A 14199-nucleotide genomic window follows, 5' to 3' on the forward strand; every position below is an offset into this window, starting at 1 on the left:
GCCAGCGCCTTTTCTTTATCATTCCCCATCATTTTCGAATTCAAGATGCATCGCCATGGCAAAAGCCCTCTCTCTGATGCTTGCCCAGTTAAATCTGACGGTAGGCGCCATCGAAGATAACTGTGACAAGGTACTGGCGGCAGCAGCCCTGGCCGATCAGCAAGGGGCCGATCTGCTGGTTTGCTCCGAGCTGGCCCTGACAGGATACCCGCCTGAGGATCTGCTGCTGCGCGCCGACCTGATGATCCGGGTCGAGGCCGCGCTGTCCCGCATCGCGGCATGGCAGGGACAATGTGCCATTCTGGTGGGCCATCCCTGGTGCGAAGCGGGGGCGCTTTACAATACGGCGTCTCTCTATGAGCGCGGTCAACTGCGGGCACGTTATTTCAAACAGGACTTGCCCAACTACGGGGTGTTCGACGAGAAGCGCTACTTCACTGCGGCGACCGATACCTGTGTGGTGCCGTTCCGTGGCCATCAGCTGGGTTTGCTCATCTGCGAAGATCTCTGGCAGCCGGGTCCGGCGCTGGCCGCCAAGGCGGCGGGGGCCGAGCTGCTGCTCACCATCAATGCCTCTCCTTATGATCAGGAAAAACCCTGGATCCGCCGCGAGCTGATGGCGGAACGCTGCGATCAGACCGGCCTGCCGCTCATCTACCTCAACCAGGTATGCGGCCAGGACGAGCTGATCTTCGACGGCTGCTCCAAGGTGTTCAACAGCCAGGGCGAGCTGACCCACAAGCTGGCTCCATTTGCCGAAGAGCTGGCGCTGGTGCGCTTTGCCGATGGTCAGCCGGTAAAGGAGCGGGAACCCTCGGCGCCGCTGGAGCCGTTGGCCGAGACCTATCAGGCCCTGGTGCTGGCGGTGCGCGACTATGTCACCAAGAACGGTTTTCAGGGCGCCGTGCTGGGCCTCTCCGGTGGTATCGACTCGGCGCTGACCCTGGCCATTGCGGCCGATGCCATCGGGGCGGACAAGGTGCAGGCGGTGATGATGCCGTTCCGCTACACCGCCCAGATGAGCGTGGAGGATGCCAAGGAGCAGGCCGAGCGGATGGGGGTGGAGTTCAACATCATCTCCATCGAACCCATGTTCGAAGGCTTCATGACCCAGCTGGCACCTCTGTTTGAAGGGACCGCCCGCGACACCACCGAAGAGAACCTGCAGGCCCGCTGCCGCGGTGTGCTCTTGATGGCGCTGTCCAACAAGCGCCGCCGTATCGTGCTGACCACTGGCAACAAGAGCGAGATGGCCGTGGGATATGCCACGCTGTATGGCGACATGGCGGGTGGCTTTGATGTGCTCAAGGATGTCCCCAAGACCCTGGTCTTCAAGCTGTGCGAATATCGCAACAGCGTGGAGTACGTGATCCCGCAGCGGGTCATCGATCGTCCCCCGTCGGCCGAGCTGGCACCGGATCAGGTGGACCAGGACAGCCTGCCCCCCTATGACATTCTGGATGCCATCCTCAAGCGCTACGTGGAAGAGGATGCGTCTGTCGCCGACATGGTGGCGGAAGGTTTCGAAGAGGCGGTGGTACGCAAGGTGATCCGCCTGGTGGATCTCAACGAATACAAGCGCCGTCAGGCCGCCGTCGGCCCTCGCATCACGGCTCGCAACTTTGGTAAGGACCGCCGCTATCCCATCACGTCCGGGTTCGGCAAACAGAACTGGTAAGGAGTCACCATGAAGAAGATTGAAGCCATCATCAAACCGTTCAAGCTGGACGATGTACGCGAGGCCCTGGCCGAGATCGGCATCAACGGCATGACAGTGTCCGAGGTCAAGGGGTTCGGCCGCCAGAAGGGCCATACCGAGCTCTATCGCGGTGCCGAGTACATGGTCGACTTCCTGCCCAAGGTCAAGGTGGAGCTGGTGGTGCAGGACGAGGATCTCGATGCCTGCCTGGAAGCCATCCAGAACACAGCGCGTACCGGCAAGATCGGTGATGGCAAGATCTTCGTCTGCGAGGTGGAGCGCGTCATTCGTATTCGTACTGGTGAAGAGAACGAAGACGCGATCTGATGTGGTGGATGTGCCCTGTGATGAACAGCAAGAGTCTGTCGTTCTGATGTCGTTGTACCGTATCGGGGTCGTGGCGGCGTGCCTGATGGCACTCACCGCGTGCAGTACCCGGCCGCCGGCCCAGCCGGAAAACCTGTGCCAGATCTTTCGGGAGAAACCCGAGTGGCACGAGGCGGCGCTCAAGATGAACGAGAAGTGGGGGACACCTGTCCAGGTAGTGATGGCCATGATGTACCAGGAGTCCTCCTTCGTGCATGATGCCCAGCCGCCGATGCAGTATTTCCTCTTCATCCCCACCGGGCGGGCCAGTTCAGCCTACGGCTATGCCCAGGTGAAAGACGAAACCTGGGCCGACTACCAGCGGGAAACCGGCAACAGCTGGAGCGATCGCGACGACTTTGCCGACGCCATCGATTTCATGGGCTGGTACACTCACAAGGCACAGCGGCTCAACGGCACGTCCAAGTGGGATGCCTATGGCCAGTATCTCAATTATCACGAAGGCTGGGGGGGCTACCGACGTGGCAGCTACCGCAGCAAGGGATGGCTGATGAAGGTCTCCCGCAAGGTGGAGGCCCGTGCCCAGCGCTACGGTGCCCAGTATCGACAATGCAAGGATCAGCTCTCCAGCGGGGGCTGGTTCTGGTAACCAAATCAGGAGTCAGAAATGCCGTTATTGGACAGTTTTACCGTCGACCATACCCGCATGGCCGCCCCGGCAGTGCGGGTGGCGAAGACCATGCAGACCCCGAACAAGGACACCATCACCGTGTTCGACCTGCGTTTCTGCGTGCCGAACGAGGAGATCCTCTCCGAGCGCGGCATCCATACCCTGGAGCATCTGTTTGCCGGCTTCATGCGTGATCATCTCAATGGGAATGGGGTGGAGATCATCGACATCTCTCCCATGGGTTGCCGCACCGGCTTCTACATGAGCCTGATCGGTGCGCCGGATGAAGCCCGTGTTGGCGCTGCCTGGCAGGCCGCCATGAGCGACGTGCTGACCGTGCAGGATCAGGGCAAGATCCCCGAGCTGAACGAATACCAGTGCGGTACTTACAGCATGCATTCGCTGGAAGAGGCCCATGCCATCGCCCGCCATGTGCTGGAGCGCGGTATCGGTGTCAACCACAATGACGAGCTGGCCCTGCCGGAAGAGAAGCTGAAAAGCCTCTGATCCCGAGAAGGGAAGCATGAAAAAGGCCGGTCAATGACCGGCCTTTTTGCATCTGGTGGGATCAGGAGGGCAGTGGCATCACCCGATTGCGTCCCAGCTCCTTGGCCTTGTAGAGCAGCTTGTCGGTACGCTCGATCAGGGTGTCTGCCGTCTCCTGAGGGATGTATTCCCCCACGCCGAACGAGGCGGTGATGTGATCGATGCGTCGCCCGGATTTGCGATCCAGAATCGACATCCGCTCGATGACGCGACGCAGGCTCTCGGCCATCTGGCGGGTCAGCGCCAGAGCGCGGTTTGGCACCAAGAGGGCAAACTCCTCACCCCCCAGGCGATAGGCGGTTATGCCCTCCTTGCTGGCCTCTCGCAGCCGCTTGCCGACGATGCGCAGCACCTGGTCCCCCAGCAGATGTCCGTATTCGTCGTTGAAGTTCTTGAAGCGATCGATATCGGTCAGGATCAGGGAGAAGGGCTGCTTGCTGCGGATGAGGCTGTCCATCTCGAGATCGAAGGCGCGTCGATTGAGCAGAGACGTGAGCGGGTCCTCGGTGGCCAGCTTCCTCGTCTCGTTCAGGGCCTGTTTCAGCTCCTTTATCTCTTTCTCGGCGCTGCTGAGCTGGTTGCGAAAGTGGAGGGTGGACATGCGTACGTCACGCGACTCGCGCACGAGATCCCGCAGGATCCCCATGGTGTCTTCCAGGCTGAGCCCCTCGTCGTCTATCTTGCTCAGCTTGTCGAAACTCTTGTCGAGCATCTCCTGAAACAGCCCGGTATCGGAGATGGCATCCTGCATCGAGTGACTCAGCTCGCTGGCCATGGCGGCCAGATTGAGTTTCATCGCCTCCATCTGCTGCTCGTCCTGGGCCGCAAGGTGCTGGTGGTAGAGACGCTCGCAGGTGGTCAGGGAGAAGGTTCCCTGCTGCTTTATCGCCTGATCGACGGCATGGTTGAGTTCTGGCATGTCGCCGGAGACATAGCTGTACCAAAGGTGATAGTTGTTCGGCGTGGTGGGAATTTGATACTTGATCATCAGGGGAACCGCCTGTTTCAAATAGGCGGCAGATTGGGCGAACGAGTCCTTGCTCATGAGTTCCGAGTCTCACATACCTGCAAACTGTGTCCAGTATGACAGAGAGAATGGCCAAAAGGCAGTCGATGGATGCCATTAGCTCCCCCCTCCGATATAATGTCTGCGTTATTACCTACCCTAAGGCCTGCTTATGTCTCAAAAAGATCCTTTCCTCCAACGCGAGGCCGAAAAATACGAAAACCCCATCGCCAGTCGCGAGATGCTGCTGGAGCTCATCAAGGGCCATGAGAAACCCATGTCCCGGGAAGAGCTGGCCAAGGTCCTCAAGCTGACCGATGAAGAGCCGTTGGAAGCCTTGCGACGTCGTCTGCGCGCCATGGAGCGCGACGGGCAGCTCGTGTTCACCCGCAACCAATGTTACGCCCTGCCGGATCGCCTGAATCTGGTCAAAGGCTATGTGCTTGGCCACAAAGATGGATTCGGTTTTCTGCGCCCCGAGGGTGGTGGAGCGGATCTCTTCCTGAACAACCGCGAGATGCAGCGCCTGATGCATGGCGACTATGCCCTGGTGCAGCCGACCGAGATCGATCGCAAGGGTCGTCAGGAAGCGCGTCTGGTGCGCCTGCTCAAATCCCGGGAGGCGGACATCGTCGGTCGTTACTTCGTCGAGAACGGCGTCGGTTTCGTGGTACCCGATGACAGCCGCATCGGCCAGGACATCATCATCCCGGAAGGGGAGAACAAGGGGGCTCGCCAGAGCCAGGTCGTAGTCGTGCGCATCAACCAGCGCGCCACTGCCCGCTTCAATGCGGTCGGTACCGTCTTGGAAGTCCTGGGTGAGAACATGGCGCCCGGTATGGAGATCGAGATCGCCCTGCGTACCCACGGCATTCCGCACACTTGGCCGGAAGAGGTGACCAAAGAGGTCGCCGGTCTCGGTGAGCAGGTGCCGGAGAAGGCCAAAGAGGGTCGCATCGACCTGCGCGCCCTGCCGCTGGTGACCATCGACGGGGAAGACGCCCGCGACTTCGATGACGCTGTCTTCTGTGAAGCCAAGCGCGGTGGCGGCTGGCGCCTGTGGGTCGCCATCGCCGACGTCTCCGCCTACGTGAAGCCGGGCACCGCCCTCGACACCGAAGCCTATCAGCGCGGCAACTCGGTCTACTTCCCCGAGTTCGTGGTGCCCATGCTGCCGGAGGTGCTCTCCAACGGTCTGTGTTCCCTGAACCCGCAGGTCGACCGGCTCTGCATGGTGTGCGAGATGACCATCTCCGCCGCCGGCCGCATGTCCGGCTACAAGTTCTACGAAGCGGTAATGAACTCCCACGCTCGCCTGACCTACACCAAGGTAGCGGCGATCCTGGACGGGGATCCCAAGCTGCGTCAGCAGTATGATCCGCTGGTGGGCCACATCGAGGAACTGAGCAACCTCTACAAGGCGCTCAAGCATGCCCGCCATCAACGCGGTGCGGTGGAGTTCGAAAGCGAGGAGACCCGCTTCATCTTCAACGCCCAGCGCAAGATCGACCGTATCGTACCGCTGGTGCGCAATGACGCCCACAAGATCATCGAAGAGTGCATGATCCAGGCGAACGTGGCGGCCGCCCGCTACATCGAGAAGAACGAGGCCGCCGCCCTGTTCCGGGTGCACGACCGCCCGGGCGAGGAGCGTCTGACCGGCTTCCGTGACTTCCTGGCCGAACTGGGTCTGGAGCTCAAGGGGGGCCTGGAGCCCGAGCCGAAGGACTTTGCCGACCTGGCCGCCAAATTCGAAGGGCGCCCGGATGCGGAATTGCTCTCCACCATGCTACTGCGCTCCATGCGTCAGGCCATCTATCAGGCCGACAACATCGGTCACTTCGGCTTGGCCCTGAAGTCCTACGCTCACTTCACCTCGCCGATCCGTCGCTACCCGGATCTCATCCTGCACCGGGCGATCAAGTACCAGACCGCCAAGGAGCAGCAGGGCAACCTGCGCCACAAGTGGACGCCGAGCGGTGGCTACCACTACCAGCTGGAAGAAGTGGACCCCATGGGCGAGCACTGCTCCATGACGGAGCGCCGTGCTGATGACGCCACTCGCGACGTGGCAGACTGGCTCAAGTGCGAGTACATGCTGGATCACGTGGGTGACGAGTTTGACGGCGTCATCGCCAGCGTCACCGGTTTTGGTTTCTTCGTGCGTCTGGCGGAGATCCACATCGACGGTCTGGTGCACGTCAGCACCCTCACCAACGACTACTACCAGTTCGACCCGCTGCACCAGCAGCTGATCGGCGAGAACTTCCGCCGCCGCTACCGTCTGGGCGACAAGGTGCGGGTCAAGGTGATGGGCGTCAATCTGGATGATCGCAAGATCGACTTCGTGATGGTGGAAGAGCCCCTCAAGGCCACCGGCAAGAATGCCAAGGAGATGGCGCGCAAGCAGGCCGAGATCAAGAAAGAGAAGGCCAAGAGCGCCCAGCGCCACGAGAAACGCAAAGAGGGCAAGGAGAGCGGCAAATCCGACAAGGGTGGCCGTGCCAAGCCCAGCAACAGACGACCGAGCAAAAAGGCTCGCGACAAGGCCAAGAGCACTAAATGAGTACTGAACTGATCTACGGCATTCACGCCGTCTCCGCGCTGCTGGAGCGCACCCCCGAGCGCTTCATCGAGGTGTGGGCTCTCAAGGGCCGCGATGACGAGCGGCTGCATCCCCTGCTGGCCGAGCTGGAGTCCCTCGGTATCAGGGTGCAGAGCGTGAACCGCAAGACGCTGGATGACAAGGCGGAAGGCAACAATCACCAGGGCATCATGGCCAAGGTGATTGAAGCGCCCAAGCTGGCCGAGCACGACCTGGCCAGTCTGCTGGACGATCTGGCGGCGCAAGAGACAGCGCCCTTCCTGCTGGTACTGGACGGGGTGACCGATCCGCACAATCTCGGCGCCTGTCTGCGCAGTGCCGATGCGGCCGGGGTGCATGCGGTGATCGTGCCGCGGGACAAGGCCACAGGCCTCACGTCCGTGGTGCGCAAGGTCGCCTGTGGCGCCGCCGAAGTGGTGCCGCTCATCCAGGTCACCAACCTGGCCCGCAGCCTGCGCGAGCTGCAGGAGCGCGGCGTCTGGATCGTGGGTACCGCCGGCGAGGCGGATCACGATCTTTATCAGGCCAAACTCACCGGCCCCATGGCGCTGGTGATGGGGGCCGAAGGCAAGGGCATGCGCCGCCTGACCCGCGAACATTGCGACGAGCTGGTGAGCATCCCCATGGCGGGGGCTGTCTCCAGCCTCAACGTCTCGGTGGCGAGCGGTGTCTGCCTGTTCGAAGCCGTGCGCCAGCGCCGCGTCTGACAAGACGATGACCGACAGACCCCCCTTTGTCTGGGAACGGGTTGCAGATGAGCAGGAGGCCGAGCGCCTCCTCTCTTTTGCCCGCTCCCTGACCTTGCCCCCTCGCACCTGCCTCTGGCATGCCGGTGACAGTCCGGCGCTGCTGGTCAGGGTGGAAGAAGGGTTGCTGCGGGCCAAGGTGGTGCTGGCGGATGGCCGCGAGTACATCAAGGAGTTCTATTGGGAGGGGGACGAGTTTCTCGACTTCCACCACCTGCTCAGTGGCGAGCCGGCCCGCTACAGCGTTGAAGCGCTGGAGCCCTGCCGTCTGCAGCTTCTTCCGCTGGCGGATCTGCGCCGACTCCCTTGCTGGCCCGCCTGGTATCACCATCTCCTTGAAGTGCAACTGCGCATCAAGGAGGAGAAAGAGCTGTTGCTGCTGACCGGGGGCCCAGAGGTGCGCTATCAGCATTTTCTGCGAAGCTTCCCCGCGCTGGATGCCAGGGTTCCGGATCACCAGATTGCCGCCTATCTGGGGATCACCCCCATCAGCCTGAGCCGCATCCGCAGGCGGCTGAAAACGCGCGATCAGGGTTGAGCCAGAAGGGATTGCCGATGAACCTGGGCAGAGATCGGCTCTTTGCCGGCCATGTCCGCATTGGATGAGAAGGGGGGCAACTTAACCAAGGTTAATGCCCCTCGTCGGGAGCAAGATTATGCTGTCAGACCCCATTAAACAGGAGTCATTCATGAACTGGAGTATGAAATCCTGGTCCGAGCTGACCACTGATGAATTGTATGAGCTGCTTGCCCTGCGCGCCGAGGTGTTCGTGGTGGAGCAGACCTGCGCTTTCCAGGATCTGGACGGGCTGGATCGCCGTGACGGCGTGTTGCATCTGCTCGGTCGTGAGGGGGATCACCTGGCGGCCTATGCCCGCATCATGGCGCCCGGCATTGGTGATGGCAGCGGCGCCGCCATCGGCCGTGTGGTCACCTCTCCCACGTCGCGGGGGGGCGGACTGGGTCACCGCCTGCTGGCGCAAGCGGTCAGAGAGTGCGAGGCTCGCTGGCCTGCACACAGCATCTGGCTCGGTGCACAGGCCCACCTGCAAGGTTTTTACGGCCAGCATGGTTTCGTGGCCGAAGGGGAAGGATATCTGGAAGATGACATCCCTCACATGGGGATGCGAAGGGAGCCTGCCTGACATCGTCAGGCGCCAGGAAAGGGGCAAGTGGCCCCTCATCCGTGGTGCATTGCATGGTTTTTTGCTACCCCGTGGCCATGGGGTCGCAGCCCGGGGTGAGATACCGCCGCGCTGATCTGCCTGCGGGTCTCTCTGTCGGGACACCGCCCCGGTCAGGGCGGTGCGACATCAGGAAGGCTGTGGTGGTTCAGGGAGTGACCCGGGTGGTGAGGGTAAATCCCTCTTCACTGGAGGCCAGCGTCACCTGAACCTGGCCCAACTCGGTCAGAGTGCTTACATGGGTGCCGCCACAGGGAATGGTGATCTCCCGACCGTCCAGCATGCCATGCCAGTAGCGGGAATCGATGATGGCATCACCGGCCCGGCTGCGGCGGATCTCGCCTCCCTCTTTGAGCCAGCGCATCAGCTGCTCGTTGACCTGGAGCGCTATCCTGTCGAGGTCGGCCAGCAGTGCCTCGCTGTTGATTCCCTTTTTCCGAAGGCTCTTGCCGATCCGGTACTGCTCCTTTGATCCTCTGGGCTCGACCCGGGAGTGCTGGATGGCGAGGCGGTCGAAATCCGGCTGCCCGAGAGCGTCCAGCTCGCTTGTCTCCTTTCGCCAATAGGGCGTGAGCGCCCGATTGAGGGCCAGTGCCACCAGGTGGCAGGCGCTGTGGCCCAGGCTCAGGGCATGGCGAGCCTCGGCATCCACTGTCAGTTCCACAGGCGAGCCAATGGCAAGGTGATGGGAACCGGCGAGGGGATGCACCACCACGAAAGCCCACCCATCCGCCCCCCGCTTGACCGGAATCTCCGTATCCACGAACAGCTCGCCCTCGGGACTGATGGCGCCCATGCGGCATGGGCCCACGGCCGCTTCCCCCCCTTCCCAGCGCACTGTGCCCACGTCACCGGGTTGATCGGGCCAGAGGTGGCTCTGGGGATGAAAGGGGGTGAGGTCGGTGACCAGCAGGGTCGGATCCCCCTGTTTGCAACAGACGACGCTGGCCTGTTCCTGATGGTGGCCCAGTACGAAGCTGGCTCGGGTATGTTCCATGGCAGGGCTCCCGCAACGAGATGATGAGAAGGGAAAGGAGCAGCATACGCGAAAGTGCGAAGAGGCTCATCAACCCGGGTCAATGAGCCTCAAGATGGCGTTAGAGGGTGGTGACCAGCAGATATGCATTGAGGCCGATCACCAGGGCGACGATGAGGCGCCCCACGGCCTGGGTGACGGGGTGATTGCGATGTGTCCCCATCAGGGCGCGATCACCGGTCAGGATCAGCAGCGGAATAAGGGCGAGGGCGATGCCGAAGCTCAGCACTACCTGGCTCAACACCAGGATTTCAGTGGTGTTGAGGCCCATGGCGATCACCACGAAGGCGGGGGCCATGGTGATGGCTCGGCGCAGCCAGAGCGGAATGGTGAAGCGCACGAAGCCCTGCATCACCACTTGCCCCGCCAGCGTCCCGACCACGGTGGAGGAGATGCCGGAGGCGACCAGGGAGAGGCCGAACAGAGTGGCGGCTGCCGGTCCCAGCAGGGGCGTGAGGGTCTGGTAGGCCGATTCCAGCTCGGCCACCTGCTGGTTGCCGGAGCTGTGGAAGGCGGCCGCCGCCATGGCCATCATGGCCAGGTTGACGAAGCCGGCGATGGTCATGGCGATGGCCACGTCGACCCGGGTGCTGTGCAGTCGCTGGGTCACCGTGCCCTGCTCCTGGGTGTGCTGGGTCAGGGCCGAGTGGAGATAGATGACATGGGGCATCACGGTGGCACCAAGCACGCCGGCGGCAAGATAGACAGCATCACCATTGGGGAGGCCGGGGAAGAGTGCCCCTTCCAGCAGGCTCGGCAGATGGGGGCGCGAGAAGATCAGCTCGACGATGTAGGCGGCGGCCACGAACAGCAGCAGGCCGCCCACCACGAACTCCAGCGGCTTCTGGCCGCGGGATTGAAGCATCAGGATCCCCCAGGTGACCACGGCGGTGATGCAGGCCCCTTCCAGCAGGGTGATGCCGAGCAGCAGCTTGAAGCCGACCGCAGCGCCAATGAACTCGGCGAGATCGGTGGCCATGGCGATGATCTCGGCCTGCACCCAATAGGCCCAGACTGCGGGCCTGGGCAGACGATCACGAATGTGTTCCGCCAGGTTCTTGCCAGTGACGATACCGAGCTTGGCCGAGAGGGTCTGCACCAGCATGGCCATGAGGTTGGCCCACACCACTACCCACAGCAGTTGATAGCCGAAGGTGGAGCCGGCCTGGATATTGGTCGCAAAATTGCCCGGGTCGATATAACCGATGGCGGCGATGAAGGCGGGGCCGAGCAGGGTCAGCTTGAATTTGCGGGCCGGGATGGCCGTGGTGAGCGCAGGTTGCATACTGTCATCCTCCGTGGGGATATGAGGAGAGTATGGATCTAAATGATAATTGTTATCAATTAAAGTTTTGTATCGGGCTCATCGAGAAAAACATCTTGCTTCGCCAGTTGCAGTGGGAGAGGTGATTTCGTACAATACGCCGCCCTAGAAAGCAGCGTCTAAACATCACTATGTTCCTTGCCTCCGAGGTCTGGCTGCACCTGGGCGGAGGCTGAATTAATCCGTAAGGAGCTAAAATGCGTCATTACGAAATCGTCTTCATGGTTCATCCGGACCAGAGCGAGCAAGTACCTGGCATGATCGAGCGTTACACCGGCGCTATCACCACCGCTGGTGGTACCATTCATCGCCTGGAAGATTGGGGCCGTCGTCAACTGGCTTACCCGATCGACAAGCTGCACAAGGCTCACTACGTTCTGATGAACGTAGAAGCTGAACAGGCCGTTATCGATGAGCTGGAAACCAACTTCCGCTTCAACGATGCCGTTATCCGCAACATGATCATGCGCACCAAGCACGCCGTGACTGAAGTTTCTCCGATGGCCAAGGCCAAGGAAGAGCGCTTCACCCGTCGTGACGACGAGCGTCGCGAAGATGCTGTTGAAGCGTCTTCCGAAGAGTAATTCTTAGATCACCGCATTAGAGGATAAAGGCCATGGCACGTTATTTCCGTCGTCGTAAGTTCTGCCGCTTCACCGCCGAGAACGTTACCGAGATCGACTACAAAGATATCGTTACTCTGAAAAACTATGTCACTGAATCTGGCAAGATCGTACCGAGCCGTATCACCGGTACCCGCGCCAAGTATCAGCGTCAGCTGGCACGCGCCATCAAGCGTGCTCGTTACCTGGCTCTGCTGCCGTACACCGATCTGCACAACAAGTAAGAATCGGCCCGGCGCTTACGCCTAACTCAACGAAATTTATAGAGGAAAGGTAATGCAAGTTATCCTGCTCGATAAGATCGCCAAACTGGGCGGTCTGGGTGACCAAGTTTCCGTAAAAGCTGGTTATGCCCGTAACTACCTGATCCCGCAAGGCAAAGCTGTTATGGCCACCAAGGCCAACATCGAAGCCTTCGGTGCTCGTCGCGCTGAGCTGGAAGCCAAACTGGCTGCCAACAAGGCTGCTGCCGAAGAGCGCGCTGCCAAGCTGGGTGAGCTGGCTGCCGTTGTCATCGCCTCCAAGTCTGGCGACGAAGGCAAGCTGTTCGGTTCCATCGGTACCCGTGACGTGGCTGAAGCCATCACTGCTGCCGGCGTAGCCGTTGCCAAGAGCGAAGTCCGCATGGGCAACGTTCTGCGTAACACCGGTGAGTACGAAGTTGTTGTTCAGCTGCACGCTGACGTCAAAGCAACCGTACAAATCCAGGTTGTTGCTCTGTAATAGCGTTCAGCTCTTGCAGAAAAACCCGCGCACATGCGCGGGTTTTTTATTTTCAGATCAAGGGGTAAAGTGAAGGTCTGTTCCTCTGGAGGAGAACCTTTATGGCTGCCTGGGTCGAAGGTCGGGTCATCGAGCGCATCGAGTGGACACCCACCCTGCTCTCCCTGCGTGTGGAGGCGGAACTTGCCCCCTACAAGGCGGGTCAATTCACCAAGCTGGCCCTGGAGCAGGGCGAGCGTCGCGTCCAGCGTGCCTACTCCTTCGTCAATCCTCCCGGCACGCCCTATCACGAATTCTATCTGGTGGAGATCCCCGGCGGTGAACTGAGCCCCTCTCTCGGTTCCCTGCAGGTGGGCGACGGCCTGCTGGTGCAGTCCCAGGCCACCGGTTTTCTGACCCTGGATGAGATTCCCCCGGGACGGGATCTCTGGCTGCTCTCAACCGGCACCGCCATCGGCCCCTTCCTCGCCATGCTGGCAGAAGGACAGGTCTTCGACCGCTTCGAGCATCTGGTGCTGGTACATGGGGTGAGAAAAGGGGAAGAGCTCAGCTATCAGCCGCTTATCGCCAGTTTTGCCGAGCAGCATGGCGAGCGTTTTCGCTATGTTCCCTTCGTCAGTCGTGAGACCTGGCCGGAGGCGATGGCAGGGCGCATCCCGGCAGCCATCGTCGATGGCAGCTTGCAGGCGAGGGTGGGGCTGAACTTCTCCCCCGAGTTGAGCCAAGTGATGATCTGCGGCAACCCCGCCATGGTGAAAGAGACTCAGCAGACCCTGCTCGGGCTGGGGCTTGCCAAGAACCTGCGTCGCGCCCCCGGCAATATCAGCATGGAAAACTACTGGTAGGGGACATGACTCCAGGGGCCACAGGCCCCTCAACCATGTCCATGGGCATGCTGGTCAGTGTTTTTGGTGGCCGTTGCCGCCGTGCTTGTTCCTGGGCTTGTCATGGCCCTGACCCGGGTTGTTGCCACTGTGAATGCTGCGGTTGTAATGGTCGCGGTATTTGCCATCCATGTTGTCGCAGTTGAGCTGGATGCGGCTGGTCCGGGTGCTGACATCCAGGCAGTTGTGCTGCCACCACTCGTACTCCTTGTCGTCCCAATCCAGGCTTACCCGGCCCTGGTCGGTGGAGATCCGGATGTCGTCATCGTGTTTGGAAGGGGGGGCAGCAAAGGCCATTCCCTGAACCAGAAGCAGGGAGAGCAGCAGTGCGCCGCGGGAAGTCATGGTCATGTGGGTCATCACATCAAGGCTCCTGTCAGGGGGATCATTGATCCGGTTGCGTGCTGATCTGATTGGTGCTGGGGGGCTGGTTGCGCTGCGTCTCATCCTCCAGATTGAGGTTGATCCTCTTGCAGTCGGCGGCTGTGTCACCGCTCCCGAGATCGAAGCAGTTGCTCTGGGACCAGTCAAACTGCGTGTCATTCCAGTCCAGATTGAAGGTCAGCGCATCCACGGAGAAGGTCTGGCTCCCTTCGTCCTGTGCCAGGGCGCTACCAGTGATCAGAAAAAGAGAGAGCAACAAAGCCGTCGTTCTGTTCATGATGTCCTCGAGTCGTGTTCGGTGGAAATGAGTGTAATGCGGCGGGCTTAACCCGAGCATAACCGCAGATGTTCTTCAGGTACGGGGTCGATTGTAGTGTTTTTCTGCTGCCGATTTGCACGTTTTGGTCGCACTCTGGGCAGCTGATCGTCCATCGGCGGGAAT

At 60.9% G+C, this 14199-nt stretch carries 17 protein-coding genes; 12 read left to right on the plus strand and 5 right to left on the minus strand.

Annotated elements, in window-relative coordinates; all coding sequences use genetic code 11:
• Positions 1-55 precede the first annotated feature (55 nt).
• Genes AB5Y51_RS05695 through luxS form a run of 4 tightly spaced genes read left to right on the plus strand, consistent with a single transcriptional unit; the run spans position 56 to position 3203 of the window.
• A complete protein-coding gene (locus AB5Y51_RS05695; RefSeq protein ID WP_323944016.1) occupies positions 56-1678 on the plus strand; it encodes an NAD+ synthase in 1623 nt (540 codons plus the stop codon).
• Positions 1679-1687: 9 nt separating this feature from the next.
• Complete coding sequence (gene glnB / locus AB5Y51_RS05700) at positions 1688-2026, plus strand: nitrogen regulatory protein P-II (protein WP_005308848.1); 339 nt, start codon at positions 1688-1690, stop codon at positions 2024-2026.
• Positions 2027-2072: 46 nt separating this feature from the next.
• Positions 2073-2675, plus strand: coding sequence for a transglycosylase SLT domain-containing protein (locus AB5Y51_RS05705; RefSeq protein WP_049636455.1), 603 nt, complete (start codon positions 2073-2075; stop codon positions 2673-2675).
• An 18-nt stretch (positions 2676-2693) separates the two neighbouring features.
• A complete protein-coding gene (gene luxS / locus AB5Y51_RS05710; protein WP_010673112.1) occupies positions 2694-3203 on the plus strand; it encodes an S-ribosylhomocysteine lyase in 510 nt (169 codons plus the stop codon).
• A 61-nt stretch (positions 3204-3264) separates the two neighbouring features.
• Here luxS and AB5Y51_RS05715 read toward each other — a convergent pair whose 3' ends face one another.
• Positions 3265-4287 carry a GGDEF domain-containing protein gene (locus AB5Y51_RS05715; protein WP_041214487.1) on the minus strand — a complete coding sequence of 341 codons (1023 nt, stop codon included), beginning with the start codon at positions 4285-4287 and terminating at the stop codon, positions 3265-3267.
• A 133-nt stretch (positions 4288-4420) separates the two neighbouring features.
• Here AB5Y51_RS05715 and rnr point away from each other — a divergent pair, with 133 nt between their 5' ends.
• The 4 genes from rnr (at position 4421) to AB5Y51_RS05735 (ending at position 8744) form a co-directional block, all read left to right on the plus strand.
• Positions 4421-6814 (plus strand): ribonuclease R, encoded by a 2394-nt coding sequence (gene rnr, locus AB5Y51_RS05720; RefSeq protein WP_010673114.1) that lies wholly within the window; start codon positions 4421-4423, stop codon positions 6812-6814.
• Positions 6811-7560 carry a 23S rRNA (guanosine(2251)-2'-O)-methyltransferase RlmB gene (rlmB, locus tag AB5Y51_RS05725; RefSeq protein ID WP_010673115.1) on the plus strand — a complete coding sequence of 250 codons (750 nt, stop codon included), beginning with the start codon at positions 6811-6813 and terminating at the stop codon, positions 7558-7560. The genes rnr and rlmB overlap by 4 nt, the downstream gene beginning before the upstream one ends.
• A 7-nt stretch (positions 7561-7567) precedes the next feature.
• A complete protein-coding gene (locus AB5Y51_RS05730; protein ID WP_368178140.1) occupies positions 7568-8137 on the plus strand; it encodes a Crp/Fnr family transcriptional regulator in 570 nt (189 codons plus the stop codon).
• 151 nt (positions 8138-8288) lie between these two features.
• Positions 8289-8744, plus strand: a complete 456-nt coding sequence (locus AB5Y51_RS05735; protein WP_368178141.1) for a GNAT family N-acetyltransferase — start codon at positions 8289-8291, stop codon at positions 8742-8744.
• Between the two features lie 187 nt (positions 8745-8931).
• Here AB5Y51_RS05735 and AB5Y51_RS05740 read toward each other — a convergent pair whose 3' ends face one another.
• Both AB5Y51_RS05740 and AB5Y51_RS05745 read right to left on the minus strand, forming a co-directional pair.
• On the minus strand, positions 8932-9780 hold the full coding sequence (locus tag AB5Y51_RS05740) for a hypothetical protein (protein ID WP_368178142.1): 849 nt from the start codon (positions 9778-9780) through the stop codon (positions 8932-8934).
• 100 nt (positions 9781-9880) lie between these two features.
• Positions 9881-11104: an Nramp family divalent metal transporter gene (locus tag AB5Y51_RS05745; protein WP_323912518.1), complete on the minus strand. Its 1224-nt coding sequence runs from the start codon at positions 11102-11104 to the stop codon at positions 9881-9883.
• A 236-nt stretch (positions 11105-11340) separates the two neighbouring features.
• Here AB5Y51_RS05745 and rpsF point away from each other — a divergent pair, with 236 nt between their 5' ends.
• The 4 genes from rpsF (at position 11341) to AB5Y51_RS05765 (ending at position 13334) form a co-directional block, all read left to right on the plus strand.
• Positions 11341-11727: a 30S ribosomal protein S6 gene (gene rpsF / locus AB5Y51_RS05750; RefSeq protein WP_005331771.1), complete on the plus strand. Its 387-nt coding sequence runs from the start codon at positions 11341-11343 to the stop codon at positions 11725-11727.
• 32 nt (positions 11728-11759) lie between these two features.
• Positions 11760-11990 carry a 30S ribosomal protein S18 gene (rpsR, locus tag AB5Y51_RS05755; protein ID WP_005313392.1) on the plus strand — a complete coding sequence of 77 codons (231 nt, stop codon included), beginning with the start codon at positions 11760-11762 and terminating at the stop codon, positions 11988-11990.
• A gap of 52 nt (positions 11991-12042) precedes the next feature.
• Complete coding sequence (rplI, locus tag AB5Y51_RS05760) at positions 12043-12489, plus strand: 50S ribosomal protein L9 (RefSeq protein WP_010673120.1); 447 nt, start codon at positions 12043-12045, stop codon at positions 12487-12489.
• A gap of 101 nt (positions 12490-12590) precedes the next feature.
• Positions 12591-13334, plus strand: a complete 744-nt coding sequence (locus AB5Y51_RS05765) for a ferredoxin--NADP reductase (RefSeq protein WP_052814586.1) — start codon at positions 12591-12593, stop codon at positions 13332-13334.
• Positions 13335-13388: 54 nt separating this feature from the next.
• Here AB5Y51_RS05765 and AB5Y51_RS05770 read toward each other — a convergent pair whose 3' ends face one another.
• Together AB5Y51_RS05770 and AB5Y51_RS05775 are read right to left on the minus strand one after the other, a co-directional pair.
• Complete coding sequence (locus AB5Y51_RS05770) at positions 13389-13733, minus strand: hypothetical protein (RefSeq protein ID WP_010673122.1); 345 nt, start codon at positions 13731-13733, stop codon at positions 13389-13391.
• A 25-nt stretch (positions 13734-13758) separates the two neighbouring features.
• Positions 13759-14034 carry a hypothetical protein gene (locus AB5Y51_RS05775; RefSeq protein WP_270825118.1) on the minus strand — a complete coding sequence of 92 codons (276 nt, stop codon included), beginning with the start codon at positions 14032-14034 and terminating at the stop codon, positions 13759-13761.
• Positions 14035-14199 lie beyond the last annotated feature (165 nt).

Source organism: Aeromonas sp. R7-1 (assembly GCF_040908115.1).
Classification (GTDB): domain Bacteria; phylum Pseudomonadota; class Gammaproteobacteria; order Enterobacterales; family Aeromonadaceae; genus Aeromonas; species Aeromonas caviae.